This is a genomic window from Halomonas sp. SpR8 (assembly GCF_031010195.1).
Classification (GTDB): Bacteria; Pseudomonadota; Gammaproteobacteria; order Pseudomonadales; family Halomonadaceae; genus Vreelandella.
This window is the reverse complement of the sequence record NZ_JAUAMC010000003.1, coordinates 20,501-41,304: the sequence shown is the minus strand read 5'-3', so window position 1 is coordinate 41,304 and position 20,804 is coordinate 20,501. Positions and strand designations below refer to the sequence as shown.

Here is a 20,804-nt window from a genome sequence, read left to right as displayed (position 1 = left end):
CGTTACCATGTGGCTATGACGGCCGGGTAATGAAGGAGAGAATGATGGAACCCACGATGCGCGAGCGTTTTTGGGAGCGTTTTACCCTTGAAGAATTGACGCCCCAAGAGTGGGAAGCGCTGTGTGACGGCTGTGGTCAGTGCTGCCTATTAAAACTGCACGACGAGGATACCCAGGAACTGGCGGTACTGAACGTTGCCTGCCGCCTGCTGGATACTCACAGCTGCCAATGCAGTGACTATGCCAACCGTTTTGACAGTGTTCCTGACTGTACCCAACTCACGCCCGCCTTGGTAAAAGAGTTCACGTGGTTACCACAAAGCTGTGGTTACCGGCGCGTCGCAGAAGGGCGCAAGTTGGCGGGCTGGCATCCATTACTAAGCAACGACGCCGAGCGGGTTCACCGCAAGGGGATTAGCGTACGGGGATTTGCAGTGTCGCAAGATGAGGTGCCTGAGCAGCAGCTCGAGTCGCACATCATTGCGGTGCTGCCGATGTAATCCCTCCCAGCACAATAGACAACCCGTATGTTAGTGCTCAGGGTGGTCCGCCAGCCCTAGCGCCCAAAGGATAAATGCATCCTGGCGTGCGGTATCGCGCCAGGCTTTGAAGCGTCCTGAAGCGCCACCGTGTCCACTACTCATGTCCGTGCGCATTAGAATCGGCGCTGTGCCTTGGTGCTGTTGTGTGACCTGGGCATAAAATTTGGCGGGCTCCCAATAACTTACACGGGTATCAAACCAACTGCCTTCAATCCACAGGGCGGGGTAGGTCTGGGGCTTTATATTGTCGATCGGCGAGTAGGCTCGAATCCGTTCGGCGACGTCTGGCTCCTCGGGATTGCCCCATTCGCTGTACTCTGCGGTAGTTAAAGGCAGCTCAGGGTTCTGCATGGTACGCAGCACGTCCAAAAATGGCACGTCTAGTAGCGCCGCGCAGAATGCCTCTGGCGCACGGTTGATACAGGTGCCGACCAGCAACCCTCCCGCACTGGCGCCGTAAGCTACCATACGCTGCGGGTCGCTAACGCCTTGTGTTACAAGTGCCTCACGTGCCGCCAGAAAATCATTAAAGCTGTTTTCCTTGTGTTCCATCTTGCCGTTTAAATACCAGGGTTCGCCGCGTTCGCCGCCACCTCTGACATGGGCAACAGCAAACGCCGCGCCGCGTTCAAGCAGCTCTAAGCGGGCAATAGAGAACCATGGGTCGAGCGCTTCACCATAGGCGCCGTAGCCATAGAGCAGGGTGGGCAAAGGCTGGTTTACTAGGTCTGCACGCATGACGACTGAAACGGGTACCTGCTCGCCATCCTGGCTGGTCGCCCACAGGCGGCGGCTGATTAGCTGCTCCGGTTGCAGCGAGCCATGAACCGGCACGCGTTTGAGCAGCGTCCGTTCGCCGTTGGTTAGGTCGAGAGAGAACCAACTGGGCGGCTGAGTAAATGTCTCTTCGCGTAGGCACAGTACCTGGCTATCAAAATGCGGCGCATCTTCGAGCATTTGCGAGCAGGGCTGCTCAGGCAGCGCTAAGTACTCATCCAGCGTAAAGGTGTGCTGTGTACCAAGCACTACGCGCCGTAACCGAACCTGCGCCTTGGCATGGTCGCGCTCAGCCAGCATCAGCCCCCAGGAGAACGCATCAACGCCTTCTAGCGTCGCGTCTTCGCGGTGGGCAATTAATGTTTGCCAGCTAGATTTTGATTGAGCAGGTTTTGATTGAGCAGGCTTTAATGGGACAGATTGAGGCTGATCGAGCTGGCTTTCCGGGAGATAATCAAGTTGAAAGTGATCGCCAGTCTGATTGTGCAGGCGATAGAAGCTGCCTGGGCGATGGTCGATGCTGTACTCGACCCCGGCTTGGCGCGGCTGAATACATAGCGGTGCTGAAGCAGGGGAGTGAGCGGGCAGCAGGTGAATTTCGCTGGTGTCTTTCGAGCCGCTTTCGAGCAATAGCCATGCCCGCGAACGCGTTTTACCGATGCCGAGCCAAAACTCGGGGTCTTCTTCGCGAAGCACTAATTCAGGCGCTGACGAGGAGCTAGGTTCAGTGAGTAAAAGCGATAAACGCCAAATGCTGTCGGGCCGCTGGGTATCGTCAAAGCGGGTAAATAGAAGGGTAGCCGTGGTGATGGTCTGATCTTCTGCCCAGCAAAGGCCAGCGCCAATATCGCTGAGTAGCTGTACGGGAGTGCCGTTAGGCAGTGCTTTCAACCAAAGCGTAAAGCGCTCATCACCTTGGGTATCTTCGGTCCAGGCTAGCCATTGTTCGTCGGGGGAGAGCGCCATATCGCCCATGTCGTAAAAAGCATGGGCAGCGGCGCGGGCACGTACATCAAAGAAACATTCGCTCTGCTCGGGTTGGCTATTAGGGTGGCGCCACCAGCAGGGGTAGTCGTCCTCGGCTCCGGTTTCACTCCAGAACGTAAAGTGGTCGAGCGCTGTCTTAAGACTGGTCACGGCTAATTCGCGGCGTGCCAAGTGGCTCTGGTATAACGCTTCCTCAAGCGGGGCGAGCGGCGCAAACCAATCGGCTTGTTGCTGGTTGGCGGCTTCTAAAAAAGCGCTAACCTCAGGATCATCACGCTCTTCTAACCAGTGCCATTGCGGGTCATTAGCGCGATAATAGCGCGCAGCGGGTAAGCTTAAGTGCATGCTTGGCTGTGCTTTCATAAATTGATAGGTACCATAACGGGAAATCAACGTCGGGTGAGTTCACCCACATGAGGGTTATTATGCTGTTTGCAGATTCAACGCCACTGCTGTGGTTGAGCTATTACGGGCTATCACTATTAGTGATTGTCGCCGTCTATTTTACGTTCACTTTTCTGCCACGGTTACCACGCCTAGTGCTTACTTGGGCTATTGCCGGGGCGATATGGGCACCGGCAGCTTTCCGGTTGCCGCTAATAGAAGAGGGTGAATTCTATACCGGTTGGGCTCCGGCAGCGATGGTCGCCGCTGTTGGCTTCTTGGAAAATAACGGCGCGGCGCTGCGTGGTGGCTTGATTTGGCTGGTGCTGGGCATGGCAGTGGGTGCGCTAGTGGGCGCTGCTCTATGGTGGTGGCGTCGCCCTGGCGAATATGACGTTGTTGCGCAGCAAGACGAGCACTCCAATGATGAGCCCCAGCCACGCCGCCGCCGTGATCCGGTGATTAGCTGATGGCATTTATCTGGATAAACGCTTTGCTGGTCAATGACTCGATGTTGCGCTATGTGTGAAGCCCATGTGTGAACTGTTGGGTATGAGTGCTAATGTGCCCACAGACATCTGTTTTAGCTTTTCGGGCTTTTTGCACCGCGGTGGGGGCACCGGCCCCCACCGTGATGGCTGGGGTATCGCCTTCTATGAAGAGGGCGGCTACCGTGATTTTCGTGATCCCCATCCTTCGGTTGACTCGCCTATTGCACGACTGATTTGCGACTATCCGATTAAGTCCAACGTGGTGATTAGCCATATTCGCCAGGCAAATGTAGGCGGTGTGCGGCTCGCCAATACCCACCCGTTCACCCGTGAAATGTGGGGTCGGCCCTGGTGCTATGCGCACAATGGCCAGCTAAGTGGCTGGGAATCACTGGCGTTAGGAAATTATACCCCTGTGGGTGATACGGATAGCGAGCACGCTTATTGCTGGTTAATGGGTGAGTTACGCCATACCTTTCCTACTCCGCCCGCATCACCAGAACCGCTATGGGAGCGCTTGCATCAACTGTGTGAACAGCTAAGAGCGTTAGGCGTGTTCAATATGCTGCTCTCTGATGGCCGCTATTTATATACGTACTGCGCTACTAAGCTGGCGCACATTACGCGCTGTGCCCCCTTTGGCGATGCGGAGCTCTCCGACGCTGAAATGACGGTCAATTTTGCCGAACATACCACGCCTGACGACATCGTATCGGTGATTGCCACCGAGCCTCTCACGCACAATGAAGCTTGGCAGCGAATGGTGCCGGGTGAGCTATTGGTCTGGTGCGATGGAGAGATTCAGGCGCGCTACTGTCAATAAGGCAATGATCTACTAAATTGTAATGAAAGAAGCGTATTGGATTAAGAAAAACTGACTTTGGGCTAAAGTTTAAACGTAAGTTTCAATCGATCGTTTTACAGTCTGCATTGCCTCGTATATTGTTTGGCTTATGAAAATTGCAGCAGCAGGCTTGCAAAAATAACAAGGTCGGTGATCTACATCGACATCAATAGCGGAGATTGCCCATGAGCAAACACGTCAACGCCGCCGTTTTACGTGGCCCAGCGCTTGAAGGGTTGGATCAGTACGATTCAGTCACGGATGTTTTTCATACCGCAGTAGAGCGTTTTAAGGATAAACCGGCTTTTTCCTGCATGGGAAAAACCCTCACCTTCGCCGACCTTGACCGCTTGTCTAAGGATTTTGCAGCCTGGTTGCAGCACGAAACCGACCTTGTCCCCGGCGATCGCATCGCCATTCAGTTGCCCAATGTGCTGCAGTTTCCGGTAGCGGTTTTTGGCGCGCTACGGGCAGGCCTGGTGGTGGTTAACACCAACCCGCTATACACCGAGCGGGAAATGGCCCATCAGTTCAAGGACTCCAACGCTAAAGCCATTGTGATTTTGGCCAATATGGCGGGCAAGCTGGAGAAAGTGCTCGATAAAACAGATATTAAGCACGTTATCGTCACTCAGCTCGCCGACTTGCACGACGTTCCCAAGCGTTGGCTAATCAATGCCGTGGTTAAGCACGTTAAGAAAATGGTGCCTGCTTATTCGCTGCCAAGTGCGGTTGGTTTTCGCGATGCGCTGAAAAAGGGCGCCTCGCTAAGCCATACCGAGGTCAAAAGAAGCCCTGATGATTTAGCCGCTCTTCAATACACAGGCGGCACCACTGGGATGCCAAAAGGTGCGATGCTGACTCATCGCAACCTTATCGCCAATATGCTGCAAGCGCGGGAAGCGATTGGGTCTCACCTCACCGATGGCGAAGAACTGGTTATCGCACCGCTTCCGGTTTATCACATCTATACCTTTACGGTTAATTGCCTGTTTTTAATGGAGACCGGCAATCACTCGTTGCTGATCACCAACCCTCGCGACCTGGATGGTTTTGTCAAAGAGCTCAAGGGGCTGCCCTTTACCGCCTTTATCGGCCTCAACACGCTGTTTAATGCACTGTGTAACCGCAACGACTTCAAACAGCTGGATTTTTCTAAATTAAAGCTGACGATCTCTGGCGGCATGGCGCTCACCAAAGCAGCGGCGCAGCGCTGGGAAACAACCACCGGCTGTCCAATTGCGGAGGGATATGGACTGACCGAGACGTCGCCTATCGTTAGTTTTAATCCTACCGATGCAATCCAGTTGGGAACCATTGGTAAACCTGTTGCGGGCACCGCGGTAAAAGTCGTCGATGGCGACGGTAATGACGTCGCATTGGGCGAGCCGGGAGAACTCTGCGTGCAAGGCCCGCAGGTAATGAAAGGCTACTGGCAGCGCGAAGATGATACCCGCGACGCCATCGATGAAGATGGCTGGTTCCACACCGGCGATATCGCAGTACTGCAGGATGATGGCTACATTCGCATCGTTGATCGCAAAAAAGACATGATTCTGGTCTCTGGCTTCAATGTTTATCCCAACGAAGTTGAGGACGTAGTGGCTGCCCACCCTGACGTACTTGAGTCAGCAGCGGTCGGTGTACCGGATGAAAATGCCGGTGAGGCCATCAAGCTTTTCGTGGTAAGTAAAAATGATCAGTTGGATGAGAAAACGCTACGCGACTGGTGCAAAAAAGAACTCACGGGCTACAAAGTGCCCAAGATCATCGAGTTCCGTGAGGAATTGCCCAAAACGAATGTAGGTAAAGTGCTGCGCCGCCAGCTGCGCGATGAAGAGCCTTCAAAAACGTCATCAGATAGCCATTAATAAAGACTCGATTACGGCTTGCTTTGTGGTTAGGCGTCGTGGAGCTGAAAGCGTTACACTATACGACCCGCTCAATTGAGCGGGTTGATTGTTTATATCTGTTATTAATATCTCCTGTTAAATGCCCAAGCGAATGGAAGCCGACTCAATCGTGACCACCGACACATCCCCAGCCCACACAGATAGCCAACGTCTTGCGTCGCTGAAACAAGCCGCGGGTGATGTGATGCTGCGCGATGCAGAGCGGCTGGATCGACGTTTGGCCGGCCTAAATCGTCGCTTATGCGATAACAAGCCAATTAGCCGTGGTCTGGAAGAAGTGCAGCGCGAGCTTAGTCGTGCCCAGCAGCAGCTTAGCCTGCGCGAAAATCAAAAGGTCGCGCTCAACTACCCGCCGGAACTGCCGGTGGTGGAGCGGCGGGAAGATATTGTTAACGCCATCCGCGACCATCAGGTGGTAGTGGTGGCGGGGGAGACCGGCTCAGGTAAAACCACCCAACTGCCAAAAATGTGCTTGGAGCTGGGGCGTGGTCGCCGTGGCTTGATTGGCCACACCCAGCCACGGCGCCTAGCCGCTCGCAGCGTTGCCAACCGCCTAGCAGAAGAGTTGGAAGTCTCCCTGGGCGAGCAGGTGGGCTACCAGGTGCGCTTCACCGACCAAAGCAGCCCGACGACCTTGGTCAAGCTAATGACCGACGGGATTTTGCTGGCCGAGACGCAAAATGACCCGCTGCTGCTGCGCTACGATACGATCATTATTGATGAGGCCCACGAACGTAGCCTGAATATCGACTTTCTGCTCGGCTACCTCAAGCGCCTGCTCCCCAAGCGGCCTGATCTAAAGGTCATCATCACGTCGGCAACTATTGACGTCGAGCGCTTTGCCCAGCACTTCGGCACGGCCAAGACGCCCGCGCCGGTGGTGGAAGTCACCGGGCGCACCTACCCCGTTGAGGTGCACTACCGGCCGCTGGTACGCGACGAGGACGATGAAGAAGACCGCACGCTGCAAGAGGGTATTCTCCACGCAGTGGAAGAGATTGAAGCGATCGAGCGGGAGAAAGGCTGGCTGCACGGCCCACGGGACGTGCTGGTGTTCTTACCCGGCGAACGCGAGATCCGTGAAACCGCCGATACCCTGCGCCGCGCCGAGCTGAAAGGCACCGAGATTCTGCCGCTCTACGCTCGGCTTTCTAACGAAGAGCAGAACCGCGTGTTTGCACCGCACCGCGGGCGGCGTATTGTCCTCGCCACCAACGTGGCGGAAACCTCGCTGACGGTGCCTGGGATCCGCTATGTGATCGACCCCGGACTAGTGCGTATCAGCCGCTATAGCTACCGTTCCAAAATTCAGCGCCTGCCGGTGGAAGCGGTTAGCCAGGCCAGCGCCAACCAGCGTAAAGGGCGCTGTGGGCGGATCGCTGAAGGCGTGTGCATTCGCCTCTATAGCGAAGAAGATTTCTTATCTCGGCCCGGCTTTACCGACCCCGAAATTCAACGCACCAATCTAGCCTCGGTCATTCTGTCGATGCTGGGGCTTAAGCTCGGTGATATCGAAGCCTTTCCGTTTGTTGATCCGCCGGATAGCCGCTTTGTAAAAGACGGCTTTCGGCTGCTGTTTGAGCTGGGTGCCGTGGATGAGCAGCAGCGCCTTTCTCCGCTGGGACGTAAGCTGTCGCGGCTGCCGATCGATCCGCGCTTAGCGCGCATGGTGCTGGCGGGGGCCGAGCTCGGCAGCTTGCGCGATGTACTGATTGTGGTGTCGGCACTGGCGATTCAAGACCCCCGCGACCGTCCCGCGGATAAACGCCAAGCCGCCGATCAAGCGCACCAGCGCTGGCATGACCCTGATTCAGACTTCGTTGCCTTGCTGAACCTGTGGCACGGAATTGAAAATGCCCGCGAGGCGCTGTCGGGCAACCAGCTGCGCCGCTGGTGCCGCGAGCACTACATTAACTACCTGCGCATGCGCGAGTGGCACGACACCTTCCGCCAGCTTCGCCAACTGCTGCGCGATATGGATATTGACGTGCCCGCGCCGCTGCCCCGTGACGAAGACGAGAACGAAGAGCAGGCACGCCAAGCGCGGCGTAAAACATCGGGCAAAGTTCACCAGGCGCTGCTCTCCGGGCTGCTTTCCAACCTAGGCACGCTGCTGGAGAACCGCGAATATCTCGGCGCCCGCAATCGCAAGTTTATGATCCATCCCGGTTCCGGATTGGCCAAGAAGTCGCCCAAGTGGATCATGGCGTTTGAGATGGTGGAAACCTCCAAGCTGTTTGCCCGCACCGTGGCCAAAATCGACCCCCAATGGATTGAGCCTCAGGCGCAACATTTAATTAAGCGCAGCTACAGCGAACCCCATTGGGAGATGAAGCGCGCCCAGGTGGTCGCTTTTGAGCAGGTCACGCTGTTTGGACTGCCGATTGTGGCGCGGCGCAAGGTACATTACGGGCCAATCGCCCCTCAGGAGTCCCGTGAGCTGTTTATTCGTCGTGCGCTGGTGGAAGGGGAGTTTCAAACCAAAGGTGCCTTCTTTGCCCATAACCGCGCACTGATCGACGAAGTTGAGGCATTGGAAGATCGCGCCCGGCGGCGGGATATTCTGGTCGATGAAGACACGCTGTACGATTTTTATGATCAGCGCATTCCGGCTGAGATCGTCAACGGCAAGGGATTTGAGCACTGGCGAAAGAAGGCTGAACAGCAAGATCCACAGTTACTGCATTTTGATATTGATACACTAAAGGCGCGGGATGCAGGCGACGTCACCCAGGCGCAATATCCCGATCATTTGACCTTGGCGGGCGTGGCGTATCCGGTTAGCTACCACTTTGACCCAGAGGCTGAGGATGATGGCGTTACGTTGACCGTTCCCGCCGCCATGCTCCCACAAGTGCCGGTGCACGCTTTAGAATGGCTAGTGCCAGGGCTACTGCGCGAAAAATGCATTGCGCTGTTGAAGTCATTGCCCAAAAGCATCCGCCGCCAAGTTGTGCCGATTCCTGATTGGGTTGACGCGGCGCTGGAAACTCTGGTGCCCGACCAGCGGCCGTTAACCGAAGCGCTGGGCGAGTTTATTCGCCGCCGGACATCGACAAGAGTGCATCCCGACGATTGGCGCCTAGACTTGCTTGACCCGCATTTGATGATGAATGTTCGCGTCGTCGATCATGCGGGAGAAACCTTGGGCCAGGGGCGCGACCTGCGTGCGTTAGAGCAGCGCTTTGAAGCGGCCGCCAGCGCCGGCGCCCAGGCACTGGCCAAACAGGTTAGCCATGAACCCGCAGTCGTTGGGCTGCCCAAGGCACCGCTGCCGGCGTCACGCGTCACCACACAGGCAGGTATCCGCGTTGAGGCGTATCCTGCATTGGTTGCAACTGACGCAAACGAGTTCAAGGTGGCGCTGTTTGATCACCCTGCAAAAGCTAACGCCGCCCACCAGGAAGGCATCGCCCGACTGGGTATGGCCAAGCTGCCTGAGCAGGTTAAAGCGATAAAGCAACTGCCGGGCGTTGAGAAGTGCGCGCTGCTGTTTGCCAAAGTGGGCAGTAAGCAGGCCTTTGTGGACGATTTACTCTTGGCGGTGTTTGCCCAGGTAGTGGCTCAGCACCCACTCCCGCGTTCAGAAAATGAATTTAGTCAACGGCTAAACGAATCGCAGCATCATCTCGTTGGCGCAGCAAAATCCCTGCTAGTCCGGGTAGAGGCTGCACTACAGGGCCACTTGGCGGTAAGTAAACTGCTCAAAGGTAAGCTCAATTTTGCCTTGGCGCTGGTGTATAGCGATGTGAGCGCGCAGATGCAGCGCTTGGTCTACCCAGGCTTTATTCGTGATGCGGGCGCTTGGTTGGATGAATACCCGCGCTACACCGAGGCGGCGCTCATCCGGCTTGAAAAAGCTGTCCGTGAACGCGGTCGCGACCAAATGATGATGCAAGACGTCCAAGCCCTAGAGGCACGTTTCGATGCCCGCCGTGAAAGTGAGCGACGGGGAAGGGTAGAAAATCCGGAATTAGTCATTTTTGGCTGGTGGCTGCAAGAGCTTAGGGTGTCTCTATTCGCCCAGCAATTGGGTACCAGTATGGCGGTCTCCGTTAAACGGCTTGAAAAGCGCTGGCAAGAGATAATTAGCGTTTAGAGCCTAGCTGGAAAAACCGCCATTTTATGCACACAGTAACGTTATGGGTTCGCCGCAAGTCACGTTGGCAAGCCGCTTAGAGGAGATTGGCATGACACATGTGGTGATTACCGGGACAGGCCTTTATACACCCGAACACGCCATTGATAACGCGGCCTTGGTGGCGGCATTTAATGCTTGGGTAGACGCTGAAAATGATCAGCACAGCGAGGCAATTGCCCGCGGTGAACGTGAGCCGTTGGCGTACTCAAGTAGCGAATTTATTGAAAAAGCCTCCGGTATTAAGAGTCGCTACGTGCTAGATGCGTCAGGTATCCTTGACCCACAGCGTATGCGGCCTAAACTGCCACAGCGTCATAACGATGAACCCTCCATTCAGTGTGAGATGGCAACTGTCGCCGCGCATCAGGCATTGGCCGCTGCCCAGGTTGATGCCGCTGATATTGAGCTAGTCATTGTCGCCTGCTCAAATTTAGAGCGCGCCTACCCGGCTGTGGCGGTCGAAGTACAGCAAACACTGGGTACACGCGGGTATGGGTTTGATATGAACGTGGCCTGCAGTTCGGCCACGTTTGCGCTGGAAACGGCGGCCAACGCCATCGCTTCTGGCAGCGTTAAGCGCGCGCTGGTGGTCAATCCGGAAATTTGCTCGGCCCATCTCAATTTTCGAGACCGTGACAGCCACTTTATTTTCGGCGATGCTTGTACTGCTGTGGTACTAGAAAACAGTGCCGTGGCCGTCGCTGATGAGCAGTTTGAGATACTGGGTACACGTCTGATCACTAAGTTTTCTAATGCGATTCGTAATAATGCTGGTTTTCTCAACCGTGTAACGGATAGTGACTCGCTGGCCCTCGACAAGCTCTTTGTGCAGGAGGGGCGGCGGGTATTCAAAGAGGTTTGCCCCATGGTCGCCAAATTGATCACCGACCACCTGGCCTCCCTGGAGTTAACTAGTCGCGACCTGAAACGTATGTGGCTGCACCAAGCAAATCAACATATGAACGATTTGATTGCCCGCAAAGTGTTAGGGTATGACCCTAGCGAGGGTCAAGCGCCAATCATCTTAGATCGCTACGCTAATACCAGCTCAGCGGGCTCAATCATCGCTTTTCACCTTCATCGCGAGCAGTTAGCAAGGGGTGATATTGGGGTGATTTGCTCGTTTGGGGCGGGTTATAGTGCTGGCAGTGTGGTCGTTCGTCGCCGCTAAGCGTGCTGCGAAATTGAAAAAGGAAAATGTCATGTGGCAGTGGTTAAGGAACGATAAATCAGCCTCTACGTTGCGCGCCCCAGGGTTGCCTCTGCTACTGGTGACGTTATTAGCAACCGGCGGGTGTGCTAGCACGCAAATGGCGGAAGATGCTAACCCTGATGACCCGTGGGAAGGCTTTAACCGCAAAGTGTTTGCATTTAACGATGTGCTGGATCGTTATGCGCTAAAACCGGTGGCAAGGGGCTACCGCACTATTACTCCTGACCCGGTGGAAACAGGGGTTGGCAATTTTTTCTCTAACTTAGGCGAAGTGCGTACGGCGCTTAATAGCATGCTGCAAGGCAAACCGGCTAATGCTGGACTCGCCACATCACGTTTTTTAATTAACTCCACCGTGGGAATTGGCGGATTGTTAGATTATGCCACGCTGATGGAAGTAACCGCAGACAAAGAAGATTTTGGTCAGACGCTCGCGGTGTGGGGTTGGGAGGATTCGCGCTACCTTGTGCTGCCTTTCCTTGGACCCAGCACGCTTCGCGATACCACCGGTCTACCGGCTGATATCGCAGCGTATCCCGTTACTTACGTAGATGATGATACTGCTCGAATAAGCCTGACCGCACTCAACTTAATTGATACGCGTGCGGGGTTGCTTGCCCAGGAAGAGTTGATTAGCGGTGATCGCTACCGTTTTATTCGTGATGCTTACTTGCAAAGCCGCCAATTTGAAGTGAGTGATGGCGAGTTAGGCGATGACCCATTTGCCAGCGACAGCTTCGATTTTGATGACAGCGATTTTGACGAGAGCAACTTTGGTGACGATGACGTCACCGATTGAGGCTTATGATGGATCATTCTAAGCAGTTGATCGCAGTGATCGACGAGCCGGGTCGAGAGCGCGATGCGCTGGCTGAAGCGATCACTTGTGACGGCATGTGGGTATATGCAGCAGATGATATTGAGAATCTACCCGCTGATACGGCACTGATTGTTGCGCATGCCAGGTCGGTTTCCCGGCAGCAGTGGTCACAGTTGACGCATCGCCTGCCGACGCTGGTGGTGAGTGATTCGCGCCAGGATGCCGATTTGATCAAGGCAATTGATGTTGGTTTGGTGGATTATATTGTGCACCCACTGCGTCATGCCGAGCTGCTGCGCCGAATGATCCGTAAAGCCATCGAACTGAATGACTTAGCCATTGAGCGTGAGCGTGATCATGAGAGGCTGGCAGAGTTAAATGAAAGCCTCGAAACACACCTAGCGCTACTGCGGATGGATCAGCAGAGTGGAGGCCACATTCAGCGGCGTTTATTGCCGCTTCGCCCCAAAGTTATTAACGGGGTGTATTACGACTATGTATTTGCGCCTTCACTGTATTTGTCCGGCGATTTTCTTGATTATCAGCGCTATAACGAGCGATACAGTGCGTTCTATTTTGCCGATGTCTCCGGTCATGGCGCCTCGTCGGCGTTTGTGACGGTGCTGCTCAAATATTTATGTAACCGCTGGCTAAGTGAATGGGATGGCCAGCAGCCGGAAAAACTGCCTCCTGACTGGTTAAGGGCGATGAATCGGGAGTTACAGGGCACTGATATCGGTAAACATGCCACCTTATTTGTTGGGGTTATTGACCATGAGGCGCATACTCTTCACTATTCGCTCGGCGCGCAGCTTCCCATGCCCCTTTTGGCAGCAGGGGGAGAGCTACGCCGTTTAGAAGGCGAGGGAATGCCGGTAGGACTTTTCCCCGATGTGGAGTATCCTTCGCTGAGTTGTGCATTGCCGCATAAATTTCGACTATGGCTCTGTTCAGACGGAGTACTGGAATGCTTGCCGGGTAAAACGCTCGACACGCGGCTCAAGGAGCTTGAGCAATTAGTAAGCGAGAGTGTCACGCTTGAGCAGTTGCGCGATCGGCTAGCAGAAACAAATTCACTCCTTTCCGAAGGAGATGCGGAGTTCGACGCCAACCAAGAGCGCGATGCTTTACCCGATGATATTACAATCATGATGGTGAGCGGATTTGGTCATGCTGATTGAAGAAGGTCGCATTAAAGCGGCGTTCGATTCTGGTGTTTTTGTTTTAAAATTGTGTGGTGACGTGCGTTTAACGCTCTGCGCTACGCTGGATACCCAAGCCCAACGTCTCGCTGAGACACCGGGGTTGCGTGCCGTACTGATTGACCTACGCGAAGCCACCAATGTGGATTCGACGGCGCTTGGTTTCTTGGCCAAGGTCGCAATGGCAGTGAAAGGGCGTTTAGAGCAGCCACCGACGATTATTGTCGATAATGATGATGTTCGAAAAATGTTAGACGTGATGGGGTTTGCGCGCTTTTTCACTTTGATGGAAGCGCCGCTGCAGCAAGCAACAACGCTTAACGAAGACCTTGAAGAGTTACCTGAAGTGCCTGCCGATGAAGAAGGACTGCGTGACCGGATTCTGGAAGCCCATCGCATTCTGATGCATATGAACGAACACAATCGTGAACAGTTTCAGCCACTGGTTGAGATGCTTGAGTCGCAAGATGCCACCACGCACCACTAATCAACCCTCACCTTGAAAAGCCCCTGGTCATCCAGGGCTATTGATCGATAGCAGCAACCCCGACAAATGTCTCAAAATCGGCTATGATTAGCGGCCTATCTATTCCAGTGCGTATATCATCGCCTTAAGGAGACCCATGGATCTTAATCCTCGTCGGGTAGCACTGTTGGTGGCCGCCAACACGGCGCTGGCGCCCTTTGCTATCGATGCCTACTTGCCCGCCATGGGGGTTATTGCGGAGAGCATCGGGGCCAGTATTCACCGCACTGAACTCTCCATTAGCGTGTTTTTGTTCGGTTTTGCGCTGGGCCAGCTATGTTTTGGGCCGCTTTCGGATCGCATGGGCAGGAAGCCAGTGCTCCTGGGTGGGCTGATGGTGTTTATGCTGGCAAGCCTTGCCATTACCCTGGTAGACAGTTTGCCCACGCTGTTGGCCTGGCGGTTTATCCAAGCGCTGGGGGGCGGGGCCTGTGTCGTCAATTCGGCGGCGATTGTGCGCGACTGCTTTAATGGTCGCGAGGCCGCTAAAGTCATGTCGACAATGGCGATGATTATGATGCTGGCGCCGCTTGTGGCGCCTACCGTGGGTAGTTTACTACTGCATATTGCCGGTTGGTGGCTGATTTTTGTGTTCTTGGCCGTCTACGCAGGCTTTTTACTCTGGCTATTAGGCACGCGCCTGCCTGAAACCCGCGATATGTCGCAGCCTGCTGCCTCTCCGCGTCAGGTCATTCGCAACTACGCCAGCGTGCTTAAGCATCGTGAAGGCATGGGGTATATCTGCGCGGTAGCGGCTTCCTTCGCGGGGCTGTTTGCGTTTGTGACCGCATCCCCGTTTCTATATCTTGACTATTTTGGCCTCTCGCCAGCCACCTATCCGCTGGTGTTTGGGGTCAACGTGGTAGTGATTGCACTGTCTAATCGAGTCAATATTCACCTGTTACGTAAGCGCTCCCCCCAGCAGAATTTACGCCTGGGTCTTCTTATTCAGCTTATCGCTGCACTTGGGTTGGTCGCAGCCACTGCGCTCAACATTGCGTCGTTAATCATTGTGGTGCCGTTGATTATGCTGTTTACCGGAATGATTGGGCTGATTACGCCCAACGCGATCTCGTCGCTGTTGGATCATTTTGGCCATATAAGCGCCACGGCAACGGCGCTGCTGGGCGGTATCCAGTTTACCTGCGGGGCGCTGGCCGGTGTGATGGTAGGGCTGTTCGAGGTTGAACACCTCTGGCCCATGGTGCTCACCATGCTGGGCGCTGCATTACTGGGCAATATTGGCGTGCGCAAACTAACCAAAGCGCCTACCGATGTAGAACAACAGGGATAACTGGCAGGAATGAACCGTAGGGATGAACAGCACTAATGGATAGCCTGCTGGCCTGGGTCAATATGCCCATGAGTACCTGGTTAGCCTGCTCAGGGGTGCTCTTGCTGGGTGCCTTTGTGCAGCGTGCGACCGGTTTTGGGTTGGCCGTCATCGGTGCGCCGCTCCTGTTGATGCTCGAACCACGATTAGTGCCGGTCATTCTGGTGTTGTTTGGCTTTACTGTCTCGCTGATGATGGTACGCCACTACTGGCACGAGGTGCGCCTGGATTCCATTGGTATGGCGCTAATAGGACGCCTACCCGGTAACGCGCTGGGTATCTGGCTACTGCTCGCCGCGCCGATGTTTGTATTGGAAAAGCTGATTGCGGTTATCGTGCTGTTTGCGGTATTGGTCACCTTGTGCCGCTTTCAACTACCGGTAAACCGCATAACCCTGTTTTGCGCCGGCATACTCTCCGGCATTTTCGGCACTGTCGCCGCCATTGGCGGCCCACCTATTGTGTTGCTGATGCACGGCTTACCGGCGGATCGAGTGCGCGGTAATCTAGCGGCGTTCTTTATTTTGACCTCACTGTTGACCTTTATTACCCTCGCCTTGGCCGATCAGGTTCAGCTCTGGCATTTCCAGGTCGCGCTTACCTTCCTACCTGCGGTATTAATGGGTAATGCCTTGGCAGACACCGTTGCCCATCGATTAGACCGCCGCCTACTGCAAGGGGCGTCACTGGCGTTGTGTACTTTAGCCGCGCTCGGGCTGTTGTTGTAAAAAACTCTTCACCTTTCCGATAGCAAAAAAATACTTCTGCGCTGTGCGCTGTCATGAGAATGTCACTGTTGCTGCGTTAGATTGTATTCCGCGGGGGGGCGGCAGGCGCTGTTCGGTAATAATTTTTTACTGAGCATCAGCTGTCATAATTTCGTCATCTTTTTGCTACAAAATGCTTTGCACAAAGATTACGAATTCGTCTTGGGCGAAAAGCTGCCATATGAACCGCGAAACTCAATGCGTTGAACGGAATTTGGAGAGAAACATGAAAAAACATCTTATGTTCGGTGCAGTCCTTGCCGGCTCGTTTGTAGCTCAGAACGCTGTTGCCGTTGATACTGTTCAGGTTGATGGTTCAAGTACCGTCTTTCCGGTTTCCGAGGCAATGGCTGAAGAGTTCGGTAATGCCAATCGCGGCGAAATTCGAGTAACCGTTGGTTTGTCCGGTACTGGTGGCGGTTTCAAGAAATTCTGTCGTGGTGAAACCGATATTACTGGCGCTTCTCGTCCGATCCGTCCGGAAGAGCTTGAACTCTGCAAGGAAAATGGTGTTGAGTTTATTGAGCTGCCCGTAGCTATGGATGCGCTGAGCGTTGTTGTTAGCCCACAAAATGATTGGGTGGATCACCTTACTGTAGAAGAGTTGCAGAAAGTGTGGGAGCCAGAAGCTCAAGGTGTCATTACCAACTGGAACCAAGTTCGTGAGGGTTTCCCTGATCGCCCGTTGAATCTGTTTGGCGCGGGTACCGATTCGGGTACTTATGACTACTTCACGACAGCCATTGTAGGTGAAGAGCATTCAAGCCGCGGCGACTTTACAGCCAGCGAAGACGACAACGTACTGGTGATGGGCGTTGCCAACGACCAGAATGCGTTGGGCTTTTTCGGTCTGGCTTACTTCCTGGAAAACCAGGATAGTCTGAAAGCCGTGCCTATCTCTTGGAAAGGCAGCGAGCCAGTTGAGCCGAGCATGGAAACGGCTGGCGATAGCTCCTACCAGCCGCTGACCCGTCCCCTGTACTACTACGCCAACAAAGCTTCCATAGAAGAGAAAGACTATGTTGAAAAGTTTGCTGAGTTCCTATTCGAGGAAGAAAACGGTGACCTGGTCAGTGAAGTTGGTTACGTGCCTTTAGGCGAGCGAGTACGCGAAGCTGCGCTACGTGTATTGGCTGACCGCGAAGTTGGTACTGCCTACCAGGGTTCTGAAGTGGGCGTCGATGTGGTTGAAACGCTTGAGCGTGAGAAGCACTACTAAGAGCACTCCTTTCCAGAAAAGGTGAGCTCTCTGTAAACCCAGAGCGGAAGCATAAAAGCTTCCGCTTTGGTCATGATAGAAAGATATTCTTTAAACAAAGTAGGCGTAAAAGACCAATGGCTACTCCAAGTTCACGGCGCCTTGAGACGTCCAAGGTTCAGGTTTCGACGCATTTTTTGCGTAAGCGTGAAATGATTAATCAAGTAGCACGTTATATATTGATGCTGGCCGCGATTATCTCTGTTTTGGTCACGGTCGGTATCGTTTATGTGTTACTAAGCGAAGCGCTGGTGTTTTTTGAACAAGTATCAGTATGGGAGTTTGTTTCCAGCACTAGTTGGACACCGATGTTCTCCAGGCCGACTTTCGGTATCTGGCCGCTGTTGTCAGGCACCATTGTAGTGTCGGGTATCGCTTTGGCCGTATCCATCCCCTTCGGTCTCATACTCTCAGTCTACCTAAGTGAATATGCAAATCCGAAAGTACGGGAAACCGTCAAGCCGATACTTGAACTGCTTGAAGGTGTACCTACCGTCGTTTACGGTTATTTTGCTTTGATAGTTGTTACCCCACTATTGCAAACCTTTTTACCTGGTTTGCCAGGTTTCAACATGCTTGCACCGGGGCTAGTGATGGGGATTATGATTCTGCCTTACACTACGTCTCTTAGCGAAGACGCTATGCGGGCAGTGCCTAATAGTATGCGTGAAGGTGCTTATGCTTTGGGCTACAGCCGTTTTCATACGGCTACTAAAGTTGTTATCCCAGCGGCAATGTCGGGTATTACGGCAGCCTTTATTTTAGCGATGTCTCGGGCTGTGGGAGAAACAATGGTCGTTGCTATTGCCGCAGGCCAGATGCCCAATTTCACCTTCAATCCTATGGAGGGTGCAGCCACTATTACCACCTTCATTGTGCAGGTTAGCATGGGCGACGTTAGCCACGGCTCCATCGCTTATTTATCTATTTTTGCTGCTGGTATGGTGCTGTTCTTGTTGACATTGATATTTAACTTGATTGGTTTCTATCTGCGCAAACGCTATCGCCAGGCTTATTGAGGTGACTATGAAGACACTGTCTGAGAACATCAAAAGCGGTATCGACTACGCTTCATTATCTCGAAAAAACCGTTCCAGGGACATTATTTTTGCGTCGCTGGGTATCATCGTACTGTTTATTGCGATAACGACATTAGTGGCATTGTTTCTAGACTTGGCAGTCAGGGGGGCTCCTCGCTTGACTGATCCTGATTTCTATACGTCATTTCCGTCGAGAAGGCCTCTGGATGCAGGTATTCTTTCCGCCTGGGTCGGCACGATCATGGTTATGTTAGTGACTGCAGTGATAGCTGTCCCGCTTGGCATTGCCGCTGGTTTGTATCTGGAAGAATATGCGAGTAAAAATTGGCTTACTGACGTTATTGAAGTCAACGTATCTAATTTGGCCGGTGTTCCTTCTATTGTCTATGGTCTCCTTGCACTTGGTCTTTTTGTACAGACTTTCGGGATGGGTGAGACAGTGCTGGTGGCGGGCCTGGTTCTGTCGTTATTGATTTTGCCGATCATCATTGTTTCGACACGAGAGTCGATACGTTCAATTCCCAGCGAGTTACGGGAAGCGGCTTATGGTCTAGGGGCAAACCAGTGGCAGACCATGGCAATGTACATTATTCCAGCAGCTAAACCAGGTATCATTACTGGTGCCATTGTGGGGCTCTCTAGAGCGATTGGTGAAACTGCTCCAATCATTACCATTGGTGCCTTGTCTTTCATCGCCTTCTTACCGCAGTCGCCAGTTAGTGGTGATTTCCCATTCATTAGTTTTGAGTGGCTGAACAGCGGGTTTACAGTCATGCCGATACAGATGTATGGCTGGGTATCTCGCCCCCAGGCAGATTTCCAAATTACAGCGGCAGCTGCGGGTGTTGTTCTAATTGTTATGACACTAATGATGAATGCTTTGGCAATTTACATACGCTATCGTGCTCGTAAATAAGTTGGCATTTTGCATGGTATAAGAAGTAACCAAACTTCCTAATGGTGTGAGATATGAGTATGAATGGTATGTCGAAATTCCAGACGACTGTGCAAGATGGTTCTGAAAAACCAGTGCGTAAGGCTAGTGAGCATCTTGATCATTGGTACCTGGAGCCTGATAGCCCTACGCGGGCTAAAGTATCTAATTTGAAATTCTGGTACGGCGACGGTACGCAGGCGATAGATGATGTCAGCATGCCTTTAATTGATAAAAAAGTGACAGCGCTGATAGGCCCTTCTGGCTGTGGGAAAAGTACTTTTTTACGCTGCTTTAACCGCATGCATGATTTATATCCGGGCGTGAGATATTCTGGTGAGATTAATTTATTTCCAGAAGATGAAAATCTTATCAATCTTGATCCGAATATTGTTCGGATGAGAGTAGGTATGGTTTTCCAGAAACCTAACCCTTTTCCAAAGTCGATTTATGAGAATGTGGTAGCAGGTTTGAGAATTCGCGGCATTACTAAGCGTTCATTATTAGATGAAATTGTTGAAGATTCACTCAGTAAGGCAGCATTGTGGGATGAAGTAAAAGATCGACTGCATCAGCCAGCGCTAAGTATGTCGGGTGGACAGCAGCAACGTTTATGTATTGCTCGTGCTTTGGCTGTTGAGCCAGAAATTTTACTTTTAGATGAACCTACTTCTGCTCTTGACCCTATTGCGACTGCAAAAGTGGAAGACTTGATTAATAAGCTCGCAGGTGATGTGACAGTATTGATTGTTACACACAATATGCAGCAAGCCGCGCGTATTTCAGATTACACGGCTTATATGTACTTAGGAAAATTGATTGAATACAATAAGACTAATGATTTATTTACTGCTCCTAAGTGTCAGAGAACTGAAGATTATATAACGGGAAGGTTTGGCTGATATATTTTTAATATATTTAAATCGATTTTTTTACCCCTTTTTTAAGGGGTTTTTTTATTTATGAATTTATAGTCATTTTAAGAAAATAGTATTTTTTATTTACGTGTTTTTTTCAGAGAGTCTATTGTTTAGCTCTGCGTGGGAAGTGTTAAATTATAAATATAATATATTTTTATGGAATATGCTTATTGCTATAATTAATGTCATATTATGTCGGCGAGCTTGAGTTGCAAGAAAATTGTGTAGAAAATGGCTATTATATGAAAAAACATATATGAGCCATTTCTTTATGCCCACAAAGAAAAAAGTCCTGTTCCTTTGCAGTGCAAATTCAGCCCGCTCGCTAATGGGGGAAGCGATACTGAGGCATCTTTCGGCGGATCAGTTCGAAGTATTTAGTGCTGGAAAGGAGCCTGACCGACCACAGGCACTGGCGCTTCAAGCGTTGGAAGCACACGGCGTAAATACAAGCGGCTTAGCAAGTAAGTCGATAGAAGCTCTCGAAGAGCATTATTTCGATACCGTTTTTATTTTATGTGAAAAAGCTTTACAGGCTTGCCGCCACTGGAAAGGTGGTTGTGGACATCTACTTTACTGGGATATTTCTGACCCTCGTTTACATGGACAGCTAGACGCCTATGAACATACATTCAACGATATCTATCAACGTCTATCGCTGTGGTTATTGATTGAGGCAAGAGACAACATTCGTCGATAATTCACCGAGGAG

Annotated in this window: 17 protein-coding genes; 16 read left to right on the top strand and 1 reads right to left on the bottom strand. The window is 52.6% G+C overall.

Translation table 11 applies throughout. The features are described 5' to 3' along the window. Nucleotides 1-44 precede the first annotated feature (44 nt). Nucleotides 45-500, top strand: coding sequence for a YcgN family cysteine cluster protein (locus QT230_RS06725; protein ID WP_308320826.1), 456 nt, complete (start codon nucleotides 45-47; stop codon nucleotides 498-500). A 30-nt stretch (nucleotides 501-530) separates the two neighbouring features. Here the strand turns inward: QT230_RS06725 and QT230_RS06720 are convergent, their stop codons facing one another. After that, nucleotides 531-2,669 (bottom strand): prolyl oligopeptidase family serine peptidase, encoded by a 2,139-nt coding sequence (locus QT230_RS06720; RefSeq protein WP_308320825.1) that lies wholly within the window; start codon nucleotides 2,667-2,669, stop codon nucleotides 531-533. 62 nt (nucleotides 2,670-2,731) lie between these two features. On the opposite strand from QT230_RS06720, the gene QT230_RS06715 reads away from it, so the two are divergent. The 15 genes from QT230_RS06715 to QT230_RS06645 all read left to right on the top strand — a co-directional run bounded on the left by QT230_RS06715 (nucleotide 2,732) and on the right by QT230_RS06645 (nucleotide 20,792). Then, entirely contained in the window at nucleotides 2,732-3,160 is a 429-nt protein-coding gene (locus tag QT230_RS06715; protein ID WP_308320824.1) for a hypothetical protein, read from the top strand. A gap of 64 nt (nucleotides 3,161-3,224) precedes the next feature. Next, nucleotides 3,225-4,004: a class II glutamine amidotransferase gene (locus QT230_RS06710; RefSeq protein ID WP_308320823.1), complete on the top strand. Its 780-nt coding sequence runs from the start codon at nucleotides 3,225-3,227 to the stop codon at nucleotides 4,002-4,004. Nucleotides 4,005-4,210: 206 nt separating this feature from the next. After that, nucleotides 4,211-5,896 carry an AMP-binding protein gene (locus QT230_RS06705; RefSeq protein ID WP_308320822.1) on the top strand — a complete coding sequence of 562 codons (1,686 nt, stop codon included), beginning with the start codon at nucleotides 4,211-4,213 and terminating at the stop codon, nucleotides 5,894-5,896. 133 nt (nucleotides 5,897-6,029) lie between these two features. Continuing rightward, nucleotides 6,030-10,037 carry an ATP-dependent RNA helicase HrpA gene (gene hrpA, locus QT230_RS06700; RefSeq protein WP_308320821.1) on the top strand — a complete coding sequence of 1,336 codons (4,008 nt, stop codon included), beginning with the start codon at nucleotides 6,030-6,032 and terminating at the stop codon, nucleotides 10,035-10,037. 91 nt (nucleotides 10,038-10,128) lie between these two features. Next, nucleotides 10,129-11,250 carry a beta-ketoacyl-ACP synthase III gene (locus tag QT230_RS06695; RefSeq protein WP_308320820.1) on the top strand — a complete coding sequence of 374 codons (1,122 nt, stop codon included), beginning with the start codon at nucleotides 10,129-10,131 and terminating at the stop codon, nucleotides 11,248-11,250. Nucleotides 11,251-11,281: 31 nt separating this feature from the next. After that, nucleotides 11,282-12,091, top strand: a complete 810-nt coding sequence (locus tag QT230_RS06690) for a VacJ family lipoprotein (RefSeq protein WP_308320819.1) — start codon at nucleotides 11,282-11,284, stop codon at nucleotides 12,089-12,091. A gap of 8 nt (nucleotides 12,092-12,099) precedes the next feature. After that, nucleotides 12,100-13,293: a SpoIIE family protein phosphatase gene (locus QT230_RS06685; RefSeq protein ID WP_308320818.1), complete on the top strand. Its 1,194-nt coding sequence runs from the start codon at nucleotides 12,100-12,102 to the stop codon at nucleotides 13,291-13,293. Then, on the top strand, nucleotides 13,283-13,801 hold the full coding sequence (locus QT230_RS06680) for an STAS domain-containing protein (protein WP_308320817.1): 519 nt from the start codon (nucleotides 13,283-13,285) through the stop codon (nucleotides 13,799-13,801). The genes QT230_RS06685 and QT230_RS06680 overlap by 11 nt, the downstream gene beginning before the upstream one ends. A 136-nt stretch (nucleotides 13,802-13,937) precedes the next feature. After that, nucleotides 13,938-15,134, top strand: a complete 1,197-nt coding sequence (locus tag QT230_RS06675) for a Bcr/CflA family multidrug efflux MFS transporter (RefSeq protein WP_308320816.1) — start codon at nucleotides 13,938-13,940, stop codon at nucleotides 15,132-15,134. Between the two features lie 35 nt (nucleotides 15,135-15,169). Next, nucleotides 15,170-15,901, top strand: a complete 732-nt coding sequence (locus tag QT230_RS06670) for a sulfite exporter TauE/SafE family protein (RefSeq protein ID WP_308320815.1) — start codon at nucleotides 15,170-15,172, stop codon at nucleotides 15,899-15,901. Between the two features lie 265 nt (nucleotides 15,902-16,166). After that, nucleotides 16,167-17,159 (top strand): PstS family phosphate ABC transporter substrate-binding protein, encoded by a 993-nt coding sequence (locus QT230_RS06665; protein ID WP_308320814.1) that lies wholly within the window; start codon nucleotides 16,167-16,169, stop codon nucleotides 17,157-17,159. A gap of 191 nt (nucleotides 17,160-17,350) precedes the next feature. Next, a complete protein-coding gene (gene pstC / locus QT230_RS06660; RefSeq protein WP_308320813.1) occupies nucleotides 17,351-18,217 on the top strand; it encodes a phosphate ABC transporter permease subunit PstC in 867 nt (288 codons plus the stop codon). Nucleotides 18,218-18,224: 7 nt separating this feature from the next. After that, nucleotides 18,225-19,154 (top strand): phosphate ABC transporter permease PstA, encoded by a 930-nt coding sequence (gene pstA, locus QT230_RS06655; RefSeq protein ID WP_308320812.1) that lies wholly within the window; start codon nucleotides 18,225-18,227, stop codon nucleotides 19,152-19,154. Nucleotides 19,155-19,207: 53 nt separating this feature from the next. Further along, entirely contained in the window at nucleotides 19,208-20,074 is an 867-nt protein-coding gene (pstB, locus tag QT230_RS06650) for a phosphate ABC transporter ATP-binding protein PstB (protein ID WP_308320811.1), read from the top strand. Nucleotides 20,075-20,348: 274 nt separating this feature from the next. After that, nucleotides 20,349-20,792 carry an arsenate reductase ArsC gene (locus tag QT230_RS06645; RefSeq protein ID WP_308320810.1) on the top strand — a complete coding sequence of 148 codons (444 nt, stop codon included), beginning with the start codon at nucleotides 20,349-20,351 and terminating at the stop codon, nucleotides 20,790-20,792. The last annotated feature ends 12 nt before the right edge of the window (nucleotides 20,793-20,804 follow it).